Genomic DNA, 23094 nt, shown 5'->3' on the forward strand with positions numbered 1-23094 from the left:
CCATGGACCGCCTGACCCCCTCGCTCGGCCGATTGATCGGGGCGGCGATGCTGGTCTGCGTTCCGGCCACGGCGGTGCTTCTCGGGCTGACGCTTTGGGGGCGGCTCAGCGTCGGCGTCGCCCTGGTGGCGGGCGTTCTGATCTGGACCCTCACCGCCTTGCTGCTGCGCTCAATCCTGCGCGAGTTCATGGTGGTCTCGCGCCATATCCGCGGCCTGGGCGGCCGCTCGGAGGCGGGCGAGGGTGCCGCGCCGACGCCGCGCCTGGAGATCGCCCAGGGCCTGCTGGGCGCCGCCCAGCATCTCGATCGCGGCTGGCGCCGGCGCACCCAAGCCTTGCGCGACCAGTTGCGCTCGGATGAACAGGTGCTCAACACCCTGCCCGATCCCTTGTTGATGATCGCCAAGGAAGCGGTGGTCACCCGGGCCAACGAGGCGGCGCGCAGCCTGTTTGGCCGTGACCCGGCGGGGCAGGAGATCATCACCTTGCTGCGCGATCCCGGCGTTCTGGATTCGGTCGAACGGGTGCTGGCCGGCGGCACGGCGCCGCGCCAGACCATCTGGGTGATGCCCGGGGCGGTCGAGCGCGAGTTCGAGGTGCGGGCCACGCCCTTGCCCTCGCCCAGCATCGACGGTTCGGTCGCCCTGCTGGGCCTGCACGACATCACCGCCCTGCGTCGGCTCGAACAGATGCGCGCCGATTTCGTCGCCAACGCCAGCCACGAATTGCGCACGCCGCTCTCAAGCCTGATCGGCTTCACCGAAACCCTGTCGACCAGCGCCAAGAACGATCCCGAAGCCCGCGAGCGCTTCCTGGCAATCATGCTTGAACAGGGCCGGCGCATGCAGCGGCTGATCGAGGACCTGCTGTCGCTGTCGCGGATCGAAATGGAGGAGCATACCCCCCCCGACGAGGCGGTGGTCCTGCCCGGGCTGATCGCCAGCGTCACCCGTTTCCTGGAGATCAAGGCCCGCGAGAAAACCATGACGCTGTCGGTCGAAGCGCCGCCCGACCTGCCGCCGGCGATCGGCGACGCCGACCAGCTGTCGCAGATTTTCCAGAACCTGCTCGACAACGCCATCAAATACGGCCGGCCGGGCACCCCGGTCGAGGTGCGGCTGGCGGTGGTCGAGCGCGGACCGCCGGCGATGCCCGCCGGCTTGCGCGCCCCGTGCCTGCGCGTCAGCGTCATCGACCATGGCGAGGGCATCGCCAAGGCCCATCTGCCCCGGCTGACCGAACGCTTCTACCGGGTCGACAAGGCGCGCTCGCGCGCGCTCGGCGGCACCGGTTTGGGGCTGGCCATCGTCAAACATGTCGTCGTCCGCCACCGGGGGGCGATGACCATTGAAAGCGACCCCGGCCTTGGCACCACGGTCAGCGTCTTCCTACCCCTGCATGGCCCGCGCCCGCCGCGGCGGGCGGCCCCTTCGGCTTAAGGGGGCGAGGCTGGCGTCTTTTGCGTCGCCCGCCGTTCGATGCTATGAGAAAGACCCGTTGTCACTGCCCCGGATCAGCCCCCATGACCCCGACCCCCGATACCCATATCGTCAGTTCCTATGACGAGGAATTGCGCAAGCTCGATGGCCGTATTCAGCAGATGGGCGGTCTGGCGATCGCCCAGACCCGCGATGCCATCGAAGTGATTCTCGGCCGCCACCCCGATGTCGCGGCGCGCATTTTCGTCCGCGAGGACGAGATGAACGGTCTGGAGCACCAGGTCAACGAACAGGTGGTCCGCCTGCTCGCCCTGCGTCAGCCGGTCGCCGACGACCTGCGCACGGTGATCACCGGCCTCAAGGTTTCGGGGATGCTTGAACGGGTCGGCGATTACGCCGCCAATGCCGCCAAGCGGGGGCTGACCCTGCAGGACGCGGCGCCGATTCCGGTGCGCGGCCCGGTGTCGCGGATGGGCGATCTGGTGATCGCCATGCTCGACGACGCCCTCAAGGCCTTCCAGACCCGCGACGCCGACCTCGCCTGCCAGGTCCGCGACCGCGACGCCGAGGTCGACGAGCTGCATTCAAGCCTGTTTCGCGAATTGCTGACCTATATGCTGGAAGATCCGCGCAGCATTTCGGCCTGTTCGCAGTTGATGTTCGTCTCCAAGAACCTGGAACGGGTGGGCGATCAGGCGACCAATGTCGCCGAAGCCGCCTATTATCGCTCGACCGGGCGAATCCTGGCCGGCGAGCGTCCCAAAAGCGACACCACCACCCAGACCACCGAAGCCTCCCCCGGCCTTCCCCACTGATCGGGCCCACCCCGGTCGCTCCGGAGAGCCTAAGAACGGATAACCGAGACCTTGGAAACCATCACGGTCGTTCTGTTCTTGCTGTTTTGCGTGGTGGTCAGCGATCTGCTGGCCCGCACGCTGCCCATACCGGTGCCCCGCCCGCTTTATCAGATCGCCCTGGGCGGGGTGATCGGCCTGTTCGCCGATCTGCGGGTCGTCCTTGAGCCCGATATCTTCTTTCTGCTGTTCCTGCCGCCCTTGCTGTTTCTTGACGGCTGGCATATCGCCCGCGAAGAGGTTTTCAAGGACCGCTTCGTCATTTTGGAACTGGCCTTCGGTCTGGTTTTCCTCACCGTTCTGGGCGCCGGGCTGTTCATCCACTGGATGATCCCGGCCATGCCGCTGGCCGTCGCCTTCGCCCTGGCCGCCGTGGTGTCGCCCACCGATCCGATCGCGGTTTCGGCGATCGCCAAGCACGCGCCGATCCCCAAGCGGATGATGAACATCCTAGAAGGGGAATCCCTGCTCAACGACGCCTCGGGTCTGGTCTGCCTGCGCTTCGCCGTGGCCGCGGCGCTGACCGGCGGCTTTTCGTTGACGGACGCGGCGCTGGAGTTCCTGTGGGTGGCCCTGGCCGGCATCGCCGTGGGAATTTCCCTGACCTGGGCGGTGACGCGGTCGAAAAACATGCTGGCGCGCCGCATCGGCGAAAGCAGCGCCACCCAGACCCTGATCAGCCTGCTGATCCCCTTCGGGTCCTATCTGGTCGCCGAGCATCTCGACTGTTCGGGCATTCTCGCCGCCGTCGCCGCCGGTGTGACCATGAGCATCGAGGAATCCTCGGGTCAGGCCCAGGCGGCCACGCGCATTCGCCGCAATACGGTGTGGGATACCATCCAGTTCGCCGCCAACGGGGTGATTTTCGTCATCCTCGGCGAACAACTGCCGGCGATTCTCGAAAGCGCGGCCGAAACCGTGCGGGTAACCGGCCATCACGAGCCGTGGTGGCTGGGGATCTATGTGGTCGCGATCTGCCTGGGGCTGGCCGCCTTGCGGTTTTTGTGGGTCTGGGCGTCGCTGCAGGTGTCGTTGCTCCGCACCGGCCAGAAACGCCCCCCCCGTCATTGGCGGCTGATCACCGCCATGTCGCTTTCAGGGGTGCGCGGCGCCATCACCCTGGCCGGCGTGCTGACCCTGCCACTGACGATGACCGACGGCACGGCCTTTCCCGCCCGCGATCTGGCGATCTTCCTGGCCATGGGGGTGATCATCGTGACCATGGTCGTCGCCACCGTCTTTTTGCCGCTGCTGCTCAACGGCTTGGAGATGTCCCAGGATTCGACGGCCGACGATCAGGAGGCGGCCGCCCGCATCGCCGCCGCCGAAGTCGCCATCGCCGAGATCGAGCGCGTTCAGCACAGCATGGCCGAGGGAGCCAAGGACGCCGATCTGTTCGTGACCGTCGGCGCCAGCCTGATGGATGTCTACCGCGAACGCGTCCGCAGCCGCTCGCAAGAGGGCGAGGCCGCCGTGCTGGTGCGCCGCGTCGACTGGATCGAACGCGAAATGCGGCTGGCCGCCCTGCGCGCCGAACGGAGCGAGATCTTTCGCCGGGTGCGCAAATACCAGCTGGGCAGCGAAAGGGCGCGCAAGCTGATCCGCGAACTCGACTTGCTGGAAACCCGCTATTCGGCCGAACCCAAGGGTTGACGACACGCCCGGCGCGGCGCCATGGTTAGGCCATGGACAGCACGCGCCCCCCTCTCGCCGCCCTGATCGGCCGTTGGTGGTGGTCCCCGCCTTTCGCGGGTGACCTGTTGGCGCGCGCCTGATCCAATCACGCTTTGAGGACAGGCAGACCGGCAAGGGCTCTCGCGAAAGGCGGAGCCCCGAAGCCCCGGTGTCGCGCCCTTTCCCCTGATCCCCACCGGTCGCCCCCCCTCCGTCTCCTCGCCAGAGTCCGCCGTTGATCCAACGGAGAGGACCCATGCAAACATCGACCTTCACCACCGCCGGCGGTTTTACCATCAGCAGTTGCCTACGCCCGCTTGCCGGGGCGGATGGCGCCTTCGAGGCGCTGATCGACCGACTCGATCGCCATCGCGGCATGGTGATCGCCTCGACCTATGAGTATCCCGGCCGCTATCGCCGCCACGCCCTGGGGTTTTGCGATCCGCCGCTGGTGCTGGAGGGCAAGGGGCGCGAGGCCCATCTGCTGGCGCTCAATCGCCGGGGGCGGGCCCTGCTGCCGGCCCTGGCCGTTGGCTTGGAGGGGGCGGCCGGGCTGGAGGGCCTGCGCCGCGAGGCCGACCGGCTGGTCTTGCGTGTCAAGGCCATGGCGCCCTGGTTCCCCGAGGAGGAGCGCTCGCGCCAACCCTCGCTGATGTCGGTGGTGCGCGCCCTCGCCGGGCTGTTCGCCGCCGAAAACGACCCGTTTTTCGGGCTTGTCGGCGCCTTTGGCTATGACCTGGGCTTGGCTTTCGAGCGCCTGCCCCATGCCCGGCCGCGATCGGCCGATCACCGCGATCTGGTGCTTTACCTGCCCGACCGTCTGCTGATCGACGATCCCGAAGCCGGCGGCCTTGCCGAACGCCTTTACGACATCACCGCGGCCGATGGGGCAAGCACCGCCGGCTTGGCGCGGGAAACCGCCGCTTACACCGCCGACCACCCCGCCGGCGGCGTGCCGATCGAGGATGATATGCCCCCGGGCGCTTACGGGGCGATCGTCCGTGGGCTGAAGGAGGCCTTCGCCGCCGGGGATCTGTTCGAGGCGGTGCCCTCGCGCGCCCTGCGCCGGCCTTGCGCCGAGGCGCCGAGCCGTTTGTACCGGCGGCTGCGCGCGGCCAATCCGGCGCCCTATCTGTTCCTGGCCAATCTGGGGGCGGGCGAACATCTGATCGGCGCCTCGCCCGAAATGTTCGTGCGCGTCGGTGGAGCGCCGGGGGCGCGGCGGGTGGAAACCTGCCCGATCTCGGGCACCATCGCCCGGGGGCCCGACGCCCTGGGCGATGCCGAGGCCATCCGCACCCTGCTCAATTCGACCAAGGACGAGGCCGAATTGACCATGTGCACCGATGTCGACCGCAACGACAAGGCGCGGGTCTGCGTGGCCGGCAGCGTTACCGTCATCGGTCGCCGCCAGATCGAGCTATATTCCCGGCTGATCCACACGGTCGACCATGTGGAGGGCCGGCTGCGCCCCGAGCTTGACGCCCTTGACGCCTTTCTCAGCCACTGCTGGGCGGTGACGGTGACCGGAGCGCCCAAGCGCGCCGCCATGGCCGCCGTCGAAGCCGTGGAGCGGGCGCCGCGCGCCTGGTATGGCGGCGCCATCGGCCGCCTGGGCTTCGACGGTACCCTCGACACCGGACTGGTGCTGCGCACCATCCGCCTGCGTCACGGCGTCGCCGAGGTGCGGGTGGGGGCGACGCTGCTCCACCGTTCCGATCCCGAGGAGGAGGAGGCCGAAACCCTGCTCAAGGCCTCGGCCCTGCTCGCCCTGCTCGATGCCACCACCCCGGCCAAGCCGAATGCCCCGCATCTTCCGTTGCGCGGCCGGGCGCCGCGCGTGCTGGTCATCGACCACGAGGACAGCTTCGTCCATACCCTGGCGTCTTATCTGCGCAATGCCGGGGCCGAGACCACCGTGCTGCGCTGGGACGTGCCGGCGGCGGTGCGCGCCGGCGTCGAGGCCGATCTGCTGGTGCTGTCGCCGGGACCGGGCACGCCGTCGCGCTTCGCCCTGGGGGCCAGCCTGGACTGGGCGGTGGCGCGCGGCTTGCCGGTCTTCGGCGTCTGCCTGGGGCTGCAGGGCATCGTCGAACAGGCCGGGGGCCGCCTTGCCCGGCTGGCGGTTCCCGCCCATGGCATGGCCTCGACGCTGCGGCTGGTCGCCCCCGGGGACCCGCTGTTCGCCGGCCTGCCCACGACCATGAGAGTGGGCCGCTACCACAGCCTGCACGCCGAGCGCGCCAGCCTGCCCGACAGCCTGGAGATCCTGGCCGAAAGCGACGACGGGGTGATCATGGCGCTGCGCCACCGCCTGCTGCCCTTCAGCGCCGTGCAATTCCACCCCGAAAGCCTGATGACCCTGGACGGCGGCGCCGGACCCCGATTGATCGCCAATCTTCTGGAAACCCTAAGCGTCCCGCGAACGCGCCACGCCGCCTAAGAGTGTTTGCCCGGACGCTTGTGCACCCTTACATGGAGGAGGGGGCGGGGGGTACAACGGGCCCGCCCCGCCCGTCCTGGAGACGTCATGGAACCCAAAGACACCACGACCAACGACGCGTTCAAGGGATTTACCAATACCGCCTGTCCCTTCCTGCCCTGTCACAAGGGGGTGAAGCGCGAGTTCAACTGCCTGTTTTGCTACTGTCCGCTGATCGCCTATGAATGCCCGGGACCCTATCAGGTCTATACGGACAAGAACGGCCTGACCCGCAAGGACTGTACAAACTGCACCCTGCCCCATGACGGCTATCTAGCCTCGTGGAACTTCATCCAGAAATGGCTGGAGCGTCCGGTGATCTGGTCGGGCGCGGCGCAAACCACCCCGCCAACCCGCCGGCCGGGCCGCGCGCCGGGCGATGGGGACGAGGAGTAAACGCCAGAGAGGTGCCTCGCGGGGCGGGATATCAACCGGTGGTTTCTTAGCCCCGAAGGCCTCTGTCACGAAATGTTGACAGTTGAGTCTCTTGCAGGGTTGACAGTACTCGAAACTCCCGCGCAAAATCGCCCGACCGTGGAGACACGAAAAACGCTTGCCCCGCCCCCTTTCCTCGCCGGGAACGCGGCGGGAGATCCGTTGCGCGGGAGCCCTCTATGCGTATTCTCTTCGTCCATCCCAACTATCATTCCGGCGGCGCCGAAGTCGCGGGCAAGTGGTCCCCGGCATGGGTCGCCTATCTGGCCGGTTACCTGAAGGCCGGCGGCTATTCCGACATCCGCTTCGTCGACGCCATGACCGACGATATGACGGAAGAAGAGCTGCGCGCCATCTTCGCCGCCGAACAGCCCGATGTCATCGGCACCACGGCGGTCACCCCGGCGATCTACAAGGCCGAGCGGGTGCTGGAAATCGCCCGCGAGGAATGCCCCAACGCCGTCACCATCCTAGGCGGCATCCACGCCACCTTCATGTTCCAGCAGGTTCTGGTCGAAGCGCCGTGGATCGACACCGTGGTTCGCGGCGAGGGCGAGGCGGTGACGCTCAACCTGATCCGCGCCATCGACGAGGGCCGCTGGCCCGCCGATCGCGCCTCGATCAAGGGCATCGCCTATCTGGAAGACACCAAGGTCGTCGCCACCCCGGCCGAGCCGCCGATCCGCGACGTCGATTCCATCATTCCCGATTGGGGCGTGCTGGAATGGAAGAAGTACATCTACATTCCGCTCGGCGTGCCCGTCGCCACCCCCAATATGGCGCGCGGCTGTCCCTTCACCTGCAGCTTCTGTTCGCAATGGAAGTTCTGGCGCGATTACCGGGTGCGCGACCCCAAGAAGGTGGTCGACGAGATCGAGATCCTGGTGCGTCAGCACGGAGTCGGCTTCTTCATCCTCGCCGACGAGGAACCGACGATCAACCGCAACAAGTTCGTCGAGTTCTGCGAGGAGCTGATCCGCCGCGATCTGGGCGTGATGTGGGGCATCAACACCCGCGTCACCGACATCATGCGCGACGAGGATCTGCTGCCGCTCTACCGCAAGGCCGGCCTGATCCATATCTCGCTCGGCACCGAGGCCGCGGCCCAGCTCAACCTCGACATCTTCCACAAGGAAACCACGGTCGCCCAGAACAAGAGGGCGATCGAGCTGTTGCGCAAGCACGGCATCGTCACCGAGGCGCAGTTCATCGTCGGTCTGGAAAACGAGACCGCCGAGACCCTCGAAGAAACCTACAAGATGTGCATGGACTGGAACCCGGACATGGCCAACTGGTCCATGTTCACGCCCTGGCCCTTCTCCGATCTGTTCCATGAACTGGGCGACAAGGTCGAGATTTTCGACTTTGAGAAGTACAACTTCGTCACCCCGATCATGAAGCCCAACGCGATGGATCGCGCCGAGCTGCTTGACCGGGTGATGCACAACTATCGCCGCTTCTATATGCGCAAGTCGTTCCTGGGCTATCCCTGGGTGCTCAACCGGGTGCGCCGGCGCTATCTGCTGGGCTGCCTGAAGGCGTTCTTGCTCAGCGCCTTCCAGCGCAAATTCTATGACCTGGGCCGGGCCGGCTATTGGGGTCCGCAGTCCAAGAAGAAGGTCGATTTCCACTTCGACCACTCGCGCACCCTGGTCAAACCCCAGGAAGACAACTGGAAGAACGCGCCCAAGCACAAGCGTCCGGCCGCGGCGATGAAGGCCTGTGGTGGCGGCGACGAGCAGCTTGCCGAAAGCCTGACCCCGCCGCCGGTCAAGGTGAAGATCTAAGGACGGTCCCCGCCCCCCCGGCCTCGCCAAAAAAGCGGGCCGGGGGGGCGGGAATTTGCATGATCGCTTTTTCCGGGGCGGGCGGACCGCCTTGACGGGCTGGAGAGACCTCGGGGAAGATCGCTCTTTTCCACCCCCCCAATCCGCCAAGCCGTATCAAGGGCCCCGCCGTGACCGATCCCACCGCGCCGATCGATTTTCCCGCCCTGTCGCCCAAAGCTCCACGCCGGGCCAAGGCCCTGATGATCCAGGGCACCAGTTCCGATGTCGGCAAATCGTTGCTGGTTGCCGGCCTGTGCCGGGCCTATACGCGCCGAGGGCTGTCCGTGCGCCCGTTCAAGGCGCAGAACATGAGCAACAACGCCGCCGTCGCCGCCGATGGCGATGACGACTCGACCACCAAAGGCGAGATCGGCCGGGCCCAGGCCCTGCAGGCCCGCGCCTGCAAGGTGGCGCCGTCGATCCATATGAACCCGGTGCTGCTCAAGCCGCAGACGCTGATCGGCGCCCAGGTCGTGCTGCGCGGCCGGGTTCTTGGCAATTGTCCGGCACGCCAATACCACCTGATGAAGCCGCAGTTGATGCCGGCGGTGATGGACAGCTTCAACCGCACCGCCGCCCTGGCCGATCTGGTGATCGTCGAGGGGGCGGGCAGCAATGCCGAGGTCTATCTGCGGGCCTCGGACATCACCAATATGAAGCTGGCCGAGAACGCCGATCTGCCGGTGGTGGTGGTCGGCGACATCGATCGCGGCGGGGCGCTGGCCGCCATCGTCGGCACCCACGCCCTGCTGACCGAGGACGAGCGGGCGCGGGTGGTCGGTTATATCATCAACAAATTTCGCGGCGATCTGTCGCTGTTCGAACCGGCCTGCGCGGTGATGACCGAGCGCACCGGCTGGCCGTGGCTGGGCGTGGTGCGCTGGTTTGAAAGCGCCGACCGCCTGCCCGCCGAAGACGCCCTGGCCCTGGAACGCCCGGCCGAGGGGTCGGGCAAGGGCCTGCGGGTGGCGGTGCCCCAGTTGTCGCGGGTGGCCAATTTCGACGATATCGATCCGTTGGCCGCCGAGCCGGGCGTCGAGGTGCGCTGGATCCGCCCCGGCCATCCGATTCCGGCGGAAACCGATGTGGTCATCCTGCCCGGCTCGAAGGTGACGCGGGCCGATCTTGACGTGCTGCGCCGCGAGGGCTGGGATATCGACATCCTGGCCCATGTCCGCCGGGGCGGCCGGGTGGTCGGGCTGTGCGCCGGCTTCCAGATGCTGGGCAAGGTGGTGCGCGATCCCGAAGGCATCGAAGGGCCGCCGGGCGAGACGGCCGGGCTGGGCCTGCTCGATATCGAAACGGTGATCGGCGGCGAAAAGCGCCTTGTCGATATCGCCGTGACCGACCAACGCAGCGGCCAGCCGATCCGCGGCTATGAAATGCACATGGGCCGCACCACCGGCCCCGGGCTTGAGCGCCCGTGGTTCCTGCTCGACGACGGCGCGGGCGGGCCGGCGCGCCGCGAAGGCGCGGTTTCGGCCGATGGTCTGGTCAGCGGCGCCTATATCCACGGCCTGTTCGGCGGCGACGACTTCCGGAGCCACTGGCTGACCGGCCTGGGCGCGGCGGCTTCGGGGCTGGATTTCGAGGCGCGCACCGAAACCGCGCTCGAGGCTTTGGCCGACCATCTGGAGGCCAATCTCGACCTCGACGCCCTGCTTGCCTTCGCCCGCTGAGCGGAGGGGGCGATGACCGATGATCCGACGATCGCCTTTCAGCGGCTGAAAAACCCCCACCCCCTCCGGGCGCGCGGCCTGATGCTGCAGGGCACGGCCTCCGATGTCGGCAAGTCGCTGCTGGTCGCCGGGCTGTGCCGGGCCTATACGCGGCGCGGTCTGGTGGTGCGCCCGTTCAAGGCGCAGAACATGAGCAACAACGCCGCCGTGACCCTTGATGGCGAGCATCCGGGCCAGCGCGGCGAAATCGGCCGGGCCCAGGCCCTGCAGGCCCGCGCCTGCAAGGCGCCCTGCTCGGTTCACATGAACCCGGTGCTGCTCAAGCCCGAAAGCGACATCGATTGTCAGGTGGTGCTGCGCGGTCAGGTGCTCGGGCGCTGGTCGGCCAGCGCCTATCAGCGGCTAAAGCCCAAACTGATGCCCGCCGTTCTCGACAGCCTTGAGCGCCTGGGCGCCGAAGCCGATCTGCTGGTGGTCGAAGGGGCGGGCTGCGGCGCCGAACGCTATCTGCGCGCCCAGGACATCACCAATATGGCGCTGGCCGAGGCCGCCGATTTGGCCGTCTGCATCATCGCCGACGAGTCGCGCGGCGGGGTGATGGCGGCGCTGCTGGGCATGCACGGCCTGCTCGACCCCAGCGAACGCCAGCGGGTGATCGGCTATATCGTCAATAAATTCCGTGGCGATCCCCGGGTTTTCGATCCGGCGGCCGAGGAGATCACCGCGCGCTCGGGCTGGGCCAATCTGGGGCTGGTCGGCTGGTTCGACGCCGCCGGCCGCCTGCCGGCCGAGGATTCGCTGGCCCTGGCGCGCCCCCGCGCCGCCGGCGCCGGAGCGCTGACGCTCGCCGTTCCCCGGCTGTCGCGCATCGCCAATTTCGACGACCTTGATCCGTTGGCCGCCGAACCCGGGGTGCGGGTGATCTGGGTAGCGCCCGGTCAGCCGATCCCGCGCGACGCCGATGTCATCGTGCTTCCCGGCTCGAAGGCGACGCGCGCCGATCTGGCGATGCTGCGAGCCGAGGGCTGGGATATCGACATCCTGGCCCATGTCCGCCAGGGCGGCCGGGTCGTCGGGCTGTGCGCCGGCTTCCAGATGCTGGGCCAGGTGGTGCGTGATCCCCAAGGCATCGAAGGACCGGCCGGCGAGAGCGCCGGGCTGGGCCTGCTCGATATCGAAACGGTGATCGGCGGCGAAAAGCGGCTGGTCGATCTGGCGGTGACCGAGCGCCGGAGCGGCTGCGCCCTGACCGGCTACGAGATGCACATGGGCACCACCCGGGGCCCCGGTCTCGCCCGCCCCTGGCTGGTCTTCGACGATCACGGCGCCCCGCGCCCCCAGGGGGCGTGTTCGGCCGATGGGCGGGTGATGGGCGCCTATGTCCACGGGATTTTCGCCGCCGACGGCTTTCGCGCCCATTGGCTGGGTCAGGTCGGCGCCCCCCCCTCGTCGCTGCTGTTTGAAGACCGCATCGAAGGGGCGCTCGACGCCCTGGCCGACCACTGCGAGGCCGCTCTCGACCTTGATCGCCTGTGGGAGCTGGCCCGCCGATGAACCACGCACAGGTTTCTCCCCCCTCTCTTCGACGTGCCCCGTCTCAGCAAAGGATCCCTGCGCAATGATATTTCCCAACGCGAGCCAGTCGGGCTCCTTCCTGATCGGCGGCGACCTGCCGGTCAATCGCCTTGGCTTCGGCGCGATGCGGGTCACCGGCCCCGGCGTCTGGGGCGCCGGCCCCCAGCCGGTCGAAGCCCTGAAGACCTTGAAGATGCTGCCCGAGGTGGGCGTCACCTTGATCGACACCGCCGATTCCTATGGCCCGGGCATTTCCGAGGCGATGATCGCCGAGGCGCTGTACCCCTATGAGGGCGCCAATGCCGACCTCGTCATCGCCACCAAGGGCGGGCTGGTGCGCCCGGCTCCCGATGTCTGGATCCCGCTTGGCCGCCCCGAATACCTGCGCCAGCAGGCCCAGGTCAGCCGGCGCACCCTGAAGGTCGAAAAGATCGGCCTGTGGCAGTTGCACCGTATCGATCCCAAGGTGCCGCGCGATGAGCAGTTCGACGCCATCAAATCCCTGATCGACGACGGCATCATCGCCCATGCCGGATTGAGCGAAGTCACCATCGCCGACATCGAAGAGGCTTCGGATTACTTCCCGGTGGCCACCGTGCAGAACCGCTACAACATGCTTGATCGCGCCAGCGAGCCGGTTCTGGAGTATTGCGAGGCCAAGGGCATCGGCTTCATTCCGTGGTCGCCGCTGGGGGCGGGCGGGCTGTTCGACGCCGGATCGGAGCTGGCCGTGCTGGCCAAGCGCTGGAGCATCACCCCCGGCCAGATCGCGCTCGCCTGGTTGCTCAAGCGCAGCCCGGTAATCCTGCCGATCCCCGGCACCTCGAAGCGCGCCCATCTGCAAGAAAACATCGCCGCCGCCGCCATCGTGCTCACCGACGACGATTTCTCCGCCTTCGACCAACTGGCCCGCGATTACGCCCGCAAGATCGCCCAGACCGCCTGATCAACGCCAATCGTGTTAAAGGGGGCCCGCTTGCACGCCCCCTTTAACGCAAAGGTTTGATCCAGGCCAGGGGCAGCAGAGGAACGACGACCCGCGTGTTGAGATGACGCAGCAGATCGGCCTGGATATTGAGAAGGCCGCCCATACCATCGGGATTGGCGTAAACATCGAAGCGGGCCATCAGAACCGCTGATATTTGGCCAAAGGCAAACCATGCTCTTCGACGAAAGCATTGGAACTGGCCAGGGCCGTCCGGTTTTCCGCCAGCCAGAGGTCCGCGCGACGCTCGGCGATCGCCAAAACAAGCACTTTCTCGGCCGCCCGCGAGATATTCACCTCAAGCGCGCGCGCTTCAGCCAGGATCGGGGCGCTGATCGAAACATTGGTGGCCCGACGCGGTCCGCCGATGATGGACGGGCGATGTCCCATGGGCATCTTCCTTTGACAAGAGCGGCGAACGGACTCCAGACCGTGCCCATAAGCCAAGCCTTATCCATAAGAATGCCTATGGGTTATGCGCAAATCAAGCGGCGGACTATTTTCGGCCCTTTCTCTGGCCAAGATCGCCCAGACCGCCTGATCGAAACGCGACCGGCCCTCGCCTGGGCGGGCGAGAGCCGGTTGGTTTTATCAAAAAGGCCGGGGATCAGCCGGCGATGTCTTCCCAGAATTCCTTGACCTTCTTGAAGAAGCTCGACGATTCGGGGCTGTGGGCGGTGTCCTTGTCGCCGGCCTCCTCGAATTCGCGCAGCAACTCCTCCTGACGCTTGGTCAGATTGACCGGGGTTTCCACCACCGCATGAACGAACATGTCGCCGCGCGAGGCGCTGCGCAGTACGCTCATGCCCTTGGACCGCAGACGGAACTGATTGCCGGTCTGGGTGCCCTGGGGAATGGTCACCGCCGCCCGGCCGCCGTCGATCGTCGGCACCTCGATGGTGCCGCCCAGGGCGGCGGTGGTCATCGGAATAGGCACCTTGCAGGCGATATTCGCGCCATCGCGCAGGAAGATGCGATGGGGGGCGATGGTCAGGAAAATATAGAGATCGCCCGAAGGGGCGCCACGCAATCCGGCCTCACCCTCGCCGGCCAGTCGGATGCGGGTTCCTTCCTCGACGCCGGCGGGGATGGTGACCTCAAGGGTCTTTTCCCGGCGCTGACGGCCCGAACCGGCGCAGTCGGGGCAGGGGTCACGGATGACCTTGCCCTGGCCGTGGCAGGTCGGACAGGTGCGTTCGATAGTGAAGAAGCCCTGCTGGGCGCGAACCCGGCCGCTGCCATGACAGGTCGGACAGCCATCAGGCGCCGCGCCGCCCTTGGAGCCCGAGCCCCGGCAGGACTCGCACGACACGCTGGTGGGAACGTGGACGGTGGTCTTCTTGCCGGCGAAGGCCTCCTCGAGGGAGATCTCCATATTATAGCGCAGATCGGCGCCGCGCATGGCGGTCGAGCCGCCGCGTCGGCCGCCGCCCATGAACTCGCCGAACATCTCGTCGAAGATATCGGCGAATCCGGCGCCAAAGCCGAAGTCGCCGGCGCCACGACCGGCCCCGGCCTGCTCGAAGGCGGCATGACCGAAGCGGTCATAGGCGGCGCGCTTCTGCTCGTCCTTCAGAACCTCATAGGCGGTGTTGACTTCGCGGAAATTGGCTTCGGCTTCCGCGTCATTGGGATTGCGGTCCGGGTGATACCGCATGGCGAGCGTGCGGTAGGACTTTTTGATCTCGTCGTTCGACGCGCCCTTAGACACGCCGAGGACCTCATAGAAATCGCGTTTGGTCATGGCTGGCGCACTGGACTCCGCTACCGGCATCGGCCGTCGGGACGATCATAAGGAAAAAACGAAAAGTCGGCGGGGGGTCCGACGGCATCAAAGAAAGGCGGAGAAACGGGGACCGGAGGAAAGCTCCGGTCCCCGCCTGATATCCCCTTAGTGGCCTTTTTTCTCGTCGACTTCCTCGAAGTCGGCGTCGACCACCCCATCGTCGGTGCGGCTCTGGGCCGAAGCCTCGGCGCCGGCGGCATGGGGGGCGCCCTCGGCCGACTGGCCGGCGCTATAGGCGGCTTCGCCCAGCTTCATCGCCGACTGCATCAAGGCATCGGTCTTGGCCTTGATCGATTCGGCGTCCTCGGAGTCGAGAACGGCCTTGAGAGCCGTCAGATCGCCTTCGACCTTCGCCTTGTCCTCGGCCGGAATCTTGTCACCGTATTCCTTGAGGTTCTTCTCGGTGGCATGGATCAGACCATCGGCGTGGTTGCGGGCTTCCACCGCCTCCTTGCGCTTGCGGTCGGCCTCGGCGTTCAGTTCGGCTTCCTTGACCATGCGCTCGATGTCGTTGTCCGACAGCCCGCCCGAAGCCTGGATGCGGATCGCCTGCTCCTTGCCCGTCGCCTTGTCCTTGGCGCTGACATTGACGATGCCGTTGGCGTCGATGTCGAAGGTCACCTCGATCTGCGGCACGCCGCGCGGCGCCGAGGGCAGCCCCACCAGATCGAACTGGCCCAGCATCTTGTTGTCGGCGGCCATCTCGCGCTCGCCCTGGAAGACCCGGATGGTCACGGCCGTCTGACTATCCTCGGCCGTCGAGAAGGTCTGGGACTTGCGGGTCGGGATGGTGGTGTTGCGGTCGATCAGCCGGGTGAACACGCCGCCCAGGGTCTCGATGCCCAGCGACAACGGGGTCACGTCGAGCAGCAGCACGTCCTTGACGTCGCCCTTGAGCACGCCGCCCTGAATGGCCGCGCCCATGGCCACGACTTCATCGGGGTTGACGCCCTTGTGGGGCTCGCGGCCGAAGAAGTCCTTGACCACCTGCTGGACCTTGGGCATGCGGGTCATGCCGCCGACCAGGATCACCTCGTCGATCTCGCTGGCCTTAATGCCAGCGTCGGCCAGGGCCTTGCGGCACGGCTCGACCGTGCGCTGGACCAGATCATCGACCAGCGCCTCGAGCTTGGCCCGGGTCAGCTTGATGTTCAGATGCTTCGGACCGGCCTGATCGGCGGTGATGAAGGGCAGATTGACCTCGGTCTGCATCGAGCTCGACAGCTCGATCTTGGCCTTTTCGGCGGCTTCCTTCAAACGCTGAAGGGCCAGACGATCGGTCCGCAAGTCGATGCCCTGCTCTTTTTTGAACTCGCTCGCCAGATAGTCGATGATCCGGGCGTCGAAGTCCTCGCCGCCCAGGAAGGTATCGCCGTTGGTCGACTTCACTTCGAAGACGCCATCGCCGATTTCCAGCACGGACACGTCGAAGGTACCGCCGCCAAGGTCGAAGACGGCGATGGTTCCGGTGTTCTTCTTGTCCATGCCATAGGCCAGGGCGGCGGCCGTCGGCTCGTTGATGATGCGCAGCACCTCAAGACCGGCGATCTTGCCGGCGTCCTTGGTCGCCTGACGCTGGGAATCGTTGAAATAGGCCGGAACGGTGATCACCGCCTGGGTCACCGGCTCGCCCAGATGGGCTTCGGCGGTCTCTTTCATCTTTTGCAAGATGAAGGCGGAAAGCTGGCTCGGGGCGTATTTCTCGTCGCGGGTCTGAACCCAGGCGTCGCCATTGTCGCCCTTGACGATCCGGTAGGGAACGAGGCCCTTGTCCTTCTCGACCGTGGGGTCGCTATAGCGCCGTCCGATCAGGCGCTTGATCGCAAACAGGGTATTCTCGGGATTGGTCACCGCCTGGCGCTTGGCCGGCTGGCCGACCAGACGTTCGCCCGATTCAGTGAAAGCGACCTGCGAGGGCGTGGTACGCGCCCCTTCCGCGTTCTCGATAACCCGGACATCCTTGCCGTCCATAACGGCAACGCACGAATTCGTCGTGCCGAGGTCGATGCCGATAACCTTGCTCATTCGTCACACTCTCCCATTTGGCAGACCTTCCGCGACCACTTGAGGCATCGCGGTGATCCCCGGAGACCGGTGATTGGAAGGCCCGTAGTCTCACGGTTCGCGCCCCTCATGGGCACGCCCCGCCTATATAAGGGGCGATGGAAAACCTCGCAACGGGGCGATCCCGCCGCGCGATCGGGGATTGACACCAGGGCGAAACAACCGGGCCGGTCTGGGGCGGGCGGAGAATAGCACTCTCACCCGAGCACTGCCAAGCCACAGCGCACCACCGCCGTGCAGGCTTTTTTCGCTGCCCGGCGCCGGCTATAAGATCCCTCAGACGCGATATCGCCCAAGGAGCGCCGCCGATGATCCGTTATAGCCTGGAATGTGCGAACGAGCATGTCGCCGAACAATGGTTCGACAACATCGCCGATTACGAGGCCAAGGCCGCCGCCGGCGCCCTGGTCTGCCCGATCTGCGGCGATACCCATGTGGTCAAAAGCCTGATGGCGCCCAGCATCGGCGCCTCCCGGGCGACCGCCGCCCCGCCGGCCCACGCCCCTTGCAGCGGCGAAGGCTGTGGCGGCGGCCTGTGCCCGGCGATGGCCGGCCTGTAACCCGGGAATAGGCCCGGCGTCGGGCCTCGCCACCCCGGCGAACGAGACGGGAGAGCCGGGATGATCCTATCGGCGAGTTACCGCTGCGATATTCCGGCTTTCTTCGGCCCGTGGTTCCTCGCCCGTCTGGCCGAGGGCGAGGTTGTTGTACCCAATCCCTATGGCGGGCGGCCGAGCCGGGTCTCCCTGCGCCCGGGCGATGTCGACGGCTTCGTTTTCTGGACGCGCAACGCCCGGCCGTTTCTGCCGGCCCTGGAGCGGGTGGCCGCGCTCGGCATCCCCTTCGTCATCCACTACACGATGACCGGGTTGCCCGCCGTTCTTGACGGGGCGACGCCGCCGCCGGCCCAGGCTTTGGCGGTGATGGCCCAGATCCGCCGGCGCTATGGCGCCAAGGCGCTGGTCTGGCGCTATGATCCCATCGTCTTTTCCAGCCTGACTGAAGCCGCTCACCACCGCGCCACCTTCGCCGCCCTCGCCCAAGCCGTGGCCAGGGACGGCTTGGCCGATGAGGTGGTGATGTCGGTTCTTCAACCCTATCGCAAGGCGGTCCGCCGCCTGGACCGGCTGACCGATCTAAGCTGGCGCGATCCCGCCGAGGAGGAGAAGCGCGCCCTGCTGACCGAGTTGGCCGCCATCGCCCGCGATCTGCGCCTGCGCCCAAGCCTCTGCGCCCAGCCCGCCCTGCTCGGCCCCGGCCTTGCCGAGGCCGCCTGTGTCGATGGCGCCCGGCTGTCGGCGGTGGCGGGTCGGGCGATCGCCACCAAGCCGCGTCCCCACCGGGCGTGCTGCGGCTGCGTTCAGTCGCGCGACATCGGCGGCTACGACAGTTGCGCCCATGGCTGCGTCTATTGCTATGCGGTGGGCAGCCAGGAGCGCGCCCGCCGCGCCGTCGCCAGCCATGCGCCCTTCCCCTCGCCGCCGCCGGACCCGTTCGATGATCCCAAACGCCCTCCCGGCAGGTGAAAACCCCGCCAAACCGACCTGTGGTTTTTTTTGGGCAACCCACATGAACAGACACAAACATTCATCAACACACAAAAACGAGTTATAAAACCGCTCAAACCCGCATTGATTCCGCTGAGGGGCATGCCATATTAAGCTGACAGTTCGCCCGCCATCGCCCCATCGCCGATGGCACCCGCGACAAGACCGCAGACGATGGAAAAATAGACGGTGGATGAGGGAATTATGGTCTACGACGTCAGACGTGAGCATCTGTCACGCGGCCAGGCCGGGGTCGCGACGGACGCCCAGGTGGATGCCGGCCTTCGTACTTACATGCTGCGTGTGTACAACTACCTGGCATCGGGGCTCGCCTTGTCGGGCGTCATCGCCATGTCGGTGGTCTACACGCCGCTCAGCGCCGCCTTTTATCAGGTCTCGCCCGAAGGGCAGCTGATGGGCCTGAACATGCTGGGCATGATCGCGGTCTTCGCGCCGCTCGGCCTGCTGTTCCTGGCGATGTTCGCCGCTCAGAAAATGAGCGCCGCGGCCTCGCAGATGTTCTATTGGGCCTTCGTCGCCCTGCAGGGCGTCAGCCTGTCGACCCTTCTGCTGGTTTACACCGGCGAAAGCATCGTGCGGGTGTTCTTCATCACCGCCGGTACCTTCGCCGCGCTCAGCCTTTATGGCTATACGACCAAGCGCGACCTTGCCGGCTTTGGCAAGTTCCTGTTCATGGGGTTGATCGGCATGCTTCTGGCTGCCGTGGTCAATATCTTCCTGGGCAGCAGCATGCTGCAGTTCGTGGTTTCCGCGGTTGGCGTTCTGGTGTTCTCGGGGTTGATCGCCTATGACACCCAGGCCATCAAGGAGCGTTATTACGACGGTCTTGGCCGCGACAGCGAAACCAAGATGGCGGTGTTCAGCGCTCTCGCCCTCTATCTGAACTTCATCAACCTGTTGCAGTTCCTGCTCTACTTCCTGGGTAACCGCGAGTAGTCGGATCGGCGACCACCTTTCAAGGATCAGGCCCGGGACCCTCCCGGGCCTTTTTCTTTGGTCGCTTGGCTCACCGGCCGCGCAGATAGGCGACCGCCTGATTGAGCTGGCTCATCCGCGCGTGGCTTCCCAGGTCGCTGTCGGGGTGGTGGATGGTGGCGAGCAGGCGGAAGCGGGCGGTCACCTCCGCCGGATCGGGGGTGGTCCCCGGCGGAAACCCCAGCACGAACAAGGCATCGAGCCGACTGCCGACGCCGCCGGGCAACGGTTCGGTCACCAGAACATCGATCGCCGCCCGCAGCCGGGCGATCTCCTCGCGCGCCTGGGTCAAGGGCCGCTCGTCCCTGGCCCGCGCCGCCGCCAGCATCACTCCCAAGCGGTCGCGCTCGACGGCGACGGCTTCGGCCACCCGCGCCGCCAGCTCCGTCTTGTCATCGACACGAACCTTCAGCCGCCCCTCGTCCATGGCCAAAGCCATGGCCAGGGCCTTGCGCAGGATGCGCCAGTCGACACCGGGGGCCATCCTGACCTGCAGGCGAGGCTTGCGCCGCCACGGCCGGCCCGCCGAGGGACCCGATTTCAAGATCACCTCTTCCCGGTCGCCGGGCGGGGCGTCGCCGGGATCGGCAAAGCCGGCGATATCGTCCGGGGCGACCACCAGCATCACCGAGCGGGCGAGGTCGCCGACATTGACCCGCCGCCGCAGGGCGAGGGCCAGGACCGCGTCGCGAAAGACGCTGGCGCAGGGGATCGTATAGGACTGCTTGAGCTCGGCCACCATGATCCCCCACGCCCCCTTCCGACGCTTCTCCCCGCGCTGTCCCACCCCGCCAAGGACCGCCGCCCCACCTTCATGTGAAGTTAGGCGTGGAGGGGGGCGGAACGGCGCCTGTTCGCTTTAACTGCGCGTGTAGCCAAAAGTCGAGACGACGTCAACGGGGATTGGGCTGGGGAGGGCCGCCGGCCAGCATCAGGGCCATATCCTCGCCGGGCAGGGGCCTGGCGAACAAGAAGCCCTGAACCGCGTCGCAGTGAACCTCGCGCAGGAAGGCCAGATGATCGAGGGTTTCCACCCCTTCGGCGACCACCCGCAGGTTCAGGGCATGGGCCATGGCGATGATCGCCTGGACGATGGCGGCATCGTTGGGGTCGGTGGTGACATCCATGACGAAGCTGCGGTCGATCTTGAGCTTGCCGATGGGAAAGCGCTTGAGCACCGAAAGCGAGGAATAGCCGGTGCCGAAATCATCGATGGCGCAGGAGACGCCGCGCTCGCGCAGCAGATTGACCACGGCGATGGCGTTTTCCGGATCGCTCATCGCCGAGCTTTCGGTCAGTTCCAGTTCAAGCAGGCGCGGATCGACGCCGCTTTGGCGCAAGGCCTGATCGACCATGGCGACAAGCTGGCGGGCGTTCTGGAACTGGCGGCCGGAGATGTTGACGGCGACCGGAACCTGGGGCAGTCCGCGCGCCCGCCACGTCGATAACCAGCGGCAGGAGTCATCAAGCACCTGCCCACAGATGGCGTCGATCAGGCCGTATTCCTCGGCCACGCCAATGAACTTGCCCGGTGGCACCAGACCGTCCTCGGGACTGTTCCAGCGGGCCAGCGCCTCGCAGCCGGTGATCAGGCCGCTGCGCAGGTCGACTTGGGGCTGGAAATAAGCGACGAACTCATGGCGCTCCAGCCCCCGGCGCAGCTTGTGCTGAATCGTCAGCAAATGGGCCGCCCGCGCCCCCATTTCAGGGGTGAACATCTGGAAGGCGCCGCCGCCGCCCTTGGCCCGGTGCAGGGCGGCATCGGCGTGCATGATCAAGGTTTCCGCCTCGCGCCCGTCCTCGGGGTGGAGGGCGCCGCCGATGGTCAGGCCGATATCGAACTGCTGGCCCTCGACCTCGATCGGCGGCACGAAGGCATCCTGGATCGTCGCCACCACCTCGCGCAAATCGGCCCGATCGGTCAGCCCGGTGAGCAGCACCAGAAAACGGTCCCCCCCGGCCCGACAGACGATCGACCCGGCCTCCAGGCTTTGCTGAAGCCGGCGGGTCACGGCGATCAGCACCTTGTCGCCCATGGTATGGCCGATGGTGGCGTTGACCATGCCGAAGCGATCAAGGCCGATCGACAGCACCGCCACCCAGGCCTGGATGCTTTCGGCGAAGCGGCGGGCGCGATCGAAGCGATCGATAAACAAGGAGCGATTGCCCAGGCCGGTCAGCGGATCGTAATAGGCGAGGAAGGTCAGCTTGTCCTCGGCGCGCTTGCGGTCGGTGACATCAAGCGTCACCCCGTCCCACACCACCGAGCCGTCTTCGCGCCGCGAGGGCCGCGACCAACCGCGCAACCAGCGTTCCTCGCCGTCGCGGCCGCGCAGCTTGATATCCTCTTCCATCGGTTCAAGCCGACTGGCCGACTGGCGCAGAGTTTCGCGGAACGCGGCGCGAACATCGGGATCCATGGCGCCGAGGAACAACTCGCCATCGGCGAGAAGGGCCTCGGGGGTTATCCCCAGAACCTCGTGCACGCCGTTGCTGACGAACAAAAAGCGCAAGACGCCTTCGGCGGTCAATTCGCGCTGGAAGACCAGCCCGGGCACATTATCGGCGATGGTTTGCAGCCGGGCGCGGGTGGCGGCCAGGGCCCCCTCGGTCTCCTTGCGCTGGGTGATGTCGCGGATGACGGCGATGAAGATCCGCCGCCCCTCGGTGCGCACCTCGGACAGCGCCAGTTCCAGGGCGAAGGTGGTGCCATCCCGGCGGCGACCGGTCAATTCGCGGGGTCCGGCGCCGATCAGGGCGCCGTCGCCGGTCTCCCTATAGCGCAGCATATGTCTGGTATGCTGGCGCCGATCGGCCTCGGCCATCAGGATTTCAACCCGCCGCCCGATCAACTCGCCGCGATCGGCATAGCCGAAAAACGTGCCGACGGCGGCATTGGCCGATTCGATCACCCCCTGCTCGTTGATGGTGACGATGCCGTCGGCGGCACGATCCATGATCATTTCAAGCCACAGTTCGGCCCGTTTGCGTTCGGTGACATCGACCAGCACGCCGTCCCACAGGATGTCGCCATTGGCCATCGCCCGCGGTTGGGAGGCGCCCGACAACCATTTCACGGCGCCCTCACGGGTAATGGCGCGGAATTCCTCCGAACAGATGGCCAGGGTTTGCGCCGACTGGCGCAGTCGGCGCAGATAGCTTTCGCGATCGGCCCAATGGATGGCGTTCAGACAGCCATCAAGGGCCACGCTCATCTCCGCGGGGTGGTAACCAAGAACGGCATGAACGCCGCTCGACAGGAAGGGATAGGACAACGACCCATCGCGATGGGCCACCCGCTGGAAAATGATCCCGGGCATGCTGGCGGCGAAGCCCCCCAGGCGTTCCTCGGTCTCCAGCCAACTGTCCGCCCTGGGCGACAGATCGCGGATGACGATCGTCGCCAAAGGCCGCCCATGGTCGCCGGTGACGGAGAATCCGGCATGGAGGGCAAGGGGAGGGAGTCCGGGCCGGCGAAGCAGCCGTCCGCCGCCGGGGGCGGGGGGCAGGGCGTCGACCTTTGCCGAGAGGTTTGACGCCATCGCCTCGGCGAAATCCCCGCCGAAAACCACGTCGAGCGAGCGGCCGATCAGATCGTCGCGCCGCCGGTCAAACACCCGCTCGGCGGCGCCGTTAACCACCAGGATTCCGCCGTCGGCATCAAGGGCGATCAAGGCTTCGGATACGGCTTCCGCCGCCGCCGACAAAGTACTGACGATACCGGGCAAGGGGGCGACACCAGAGGTCAT

The 23094-nt window shown here is 66.5% G+C and carries 18 protein-coding genes; 12 read left to right on the forward strand and 6 right to left on the reverse strand.

Annotated elements, in window-relative coordinates:
* Positions 1–2 precede the first annotated feature (2 nt).
* The 9 genes from RRU_RS18305 (at position 3) to RRU_RS18345 (ending at position 12913) form a co-directional block, all read left to right on the forward strand.
* Entirely contained in the window at positions 3–1439 is a 1437-nt protein-coding gene (locus tag RRU_RS18305; protein ID WP_011391290.1) for an ATP-binding protein, read from the forward strand.
* An 83-nt stretch (positions 1440–1522) separates the two neighbouring features.
* Positions 1523–2254, forward strand: coding sequence for a phosphate signaling complex protein PhoU (gene phoU / locus RRU_RS18310; RefSeq protein WP_014626616.1), 732 nt, complete (start codon positions 1523–1525; stop codon positions 2252–2254).
* 51 nt (positions 2255–2305) lie between these two features.
* Positions 2306–3946 carry a Na+/H+ antiporter gene (locus tag RRU_RS18315; RefSeq protein ID WP_011391292.1) on the forward strand — a complete coding sequence of 547 codons (1641 nt, stop codon included), beginning with the start codon at positions 2306–2308 and terminating at the stop codon, positions 3944–3946.
* Positions 3947–4223: 277 nt separating this feature from the next.
* Positions 4224–6410, forward strand: a complete 2187-nt coding sequence (locus RRU_RS18320; RefSeq protein WP_011391293.1) for an anthranilate synthase component I — start codon at positions 4224–4226, stop codon at positions 6408–6410.
* Positions 6411–6497: 87 nt separating this feature from the next.
* Positions 6498–6845: a cysteine-rich small domain-containing protein gene (locus RRU_RS18325; RefSeq protein WP_011391294.1), complete on the forward strand. Its 348-nt coding sequence runs from the start codon at positions 6498–6500 to the stop codon at positions 6843–6845.
* 218 nt (positions 6846–7063) lie between these two features.
* Positions 7064–8671: a magnesium-protoporphyrin IX monomethyl ester anaerobic oxidative cyclase gene (gene bchE, locus RRU_RS18330; RefSeq protein WP_011391295.1), complete on the forward strand. Its 1608-nt coding sequence runs from the start codon at positions 7064–7066 to the stop codon at positions 8669–8671.
* A 170-nt stretch (positions 8672–8841) separates the two neighbouring features.
* Positions 8842–10392 carry a cobyric acid synthase gene (locus tag RRU_RS18335; protein WP_011391296.1) on the forward strand — a complete coding sequence of 517 codons (1551 nt, stop codon included), beginning with the start codon at positions 8842–8844 and terminating at the stop codon, positions 10390–10392.
* A 12-nt stretch (positions 10393–10404) separates the two neighbouring features.
* The gene (locus RRU_RS18340; RefSeq protein WP_011391297.1) at positions 10405–11946 is read left to right on the forward strand and encodes a cobyric acid synthase; all 1542 of its coding nucleotides are present in this window, start codon (positions 10405–10407) and stop codon (positions 11944–11946) included.
* A gap of 64 nt (positions 11947–12010) precedes the next feature.
* Positions 12011–12913: an aldo/keto reductase gene (locus tag RRU_RS18345; protein ID WP_011391298.1), complete on the forward strand. Its 903-nt coding sequence runs from the start codon at positions 12011–12013 to the stop codon at positions 12911–12913.
* A 43-nt stretch (positions 12914–12956) separates the two neighbouring features.
* On the opposite strand, the gene RRU_RS18350 is transcribed toward RRU_RS18345, so the two are convergent.
* The 4 genes from RRU_RS18350 to dnaK all read right to left on the reverse strand — a co-directional run bounded on the left by RRU_RS18350 (position 12957) and on the right by dnaK (position 16763).
* Entirely contained in the window at positions 12957–13094 is a 138-nt protein-coding gene (locus tag RRU_RS18350) for a CcdB family protein (protein WP_011391299.1), read from the reverse strand.
* The gene (locus RRU_RS18355) at positions 13094–13342 is read right to left on the reverse strand and encodes a type II toxin-antitoxin system CcdA family antitoxin (protein WP_014626617.1); all 249 of its coding nucleotides are present in this window, start codon (positions 13340–13342) and stop codon (positions 13094–13096) included. Before RRU_RS18355 ends, RRU_RS18350 begins: the two co-directional genes overlap by 1 nt.
* Before the next feature lie 217 nt (positions 13343–13559).
* Positions 13560–14696: a molecular chaperone DnaJ gene (gene dnaJ / locus RRU_RS18360; RefSeq protein ID WP_014626618.1), complete on the reverse strand. Its 1137-nt coding sequence runs from the start codon at positions 14694–14696 to the stop codon at positions 13560–13562.
* A 147-nt stretch (positions 14697–14843) separates the two neighbouring features.
* The gene (gene dnaK, locus RRU_RS18365; RefSeq protein WP_011391302.1) at positions 14844–16763 is read right to left on the reverse strand and encodes a molecular chaperone DnaK; all 1920 of its coding nucleotides are present in this window, start codon (positions 16761–16763) and stop codon (positions 14844–14846) included.
* 347 nt (positions 16764–17110) lie between these two features.
* On the opposite strand from dnaK, the gene RRU_RS18370 reads away from it, so the two are divergent.
* The 3 genes from RRU_RS18370 to RRU_RS18380 all read left to right on the forward strand — a co-directional run bounded on the left by RRU_RS18370 (position 17111) and on the right by RRU_RS18380 (position 19306).
* Positions 17111–17362, forward strand: a complete 252-nt coding sequence (locus RRU_RS18370) for a DUF1178 family protein (RefSeq protein WP_011391303.1) — start codon at positions 17111–17113, stop codon at positions 17360–17362.
* Positions 17363–17422: 60 nt separating this feature from the next.
* Positions 17423–18328, forward strand: a complete 906-nt coding sequence (locus RRU_RS18375; protein ID WP_011391304.1) for a DUF1848 domain-containing protein — start codon at positions 17423–17425, stop codon at positions 18326–18328.
* A 225-nt stretch (positions 18329–18553) separates the two neighbouring features.
* Positions 18554–19306 carry a Bax inhibitor-1/YccA family protein gene (locus RRU_RS18380; protein WP_011391305.1) on the forward strand — a complete coding sequence of 251 codons (753 nt, stop codon included), beginning with the start codon at positions 18554–18556 and terminating at the stop codon, positions 19304–19306.
* 70 nt (positions 19307–19376) lie between these two features.
* On the opposite strand, the gene RRU_RS18385 is transcribed toward RRU_RS18380, so the two are convergent.
* Together RRU_RS18385 and RRU_RS18390 are read right to left on the reverse strand one after the other, a co-directional pair.
* Positions 19377–20087 carry a J domain-containing protein gene (locus tag RRU_RS18385; RefSeq protein ID WP_011391306.1) on the reverse strand — a complete coding sequence of 237 codons (711 nt, stop codon included), beginning with the start codon at positions 20085–20087 and terminating at the stop codon, positions 19377–19379.
* A gap of 151 nt (positions 20088–20238) precedes the next feature.
* On the reverse strand, positions 20239–23094 hold the full coding sequence (locus RRU_RS18390) for a sensor domain-containing protein (protein WP_011391307.1): 2856 nt from the start codon (positions 23092–23094) through the stop codon (positions 20239–20241).

The organism is Rhodospirillum rubrum ATCC 11170 (assembly GCF_000013085.1).
Classification (GTDB): domain Bacteria; phylum Pseudomonadota; class Alphaproteobacteria; order Rhodospirillales; family Rhodospirillaceae; genus Rhodospirillum; species Rhodospirillum rubrum.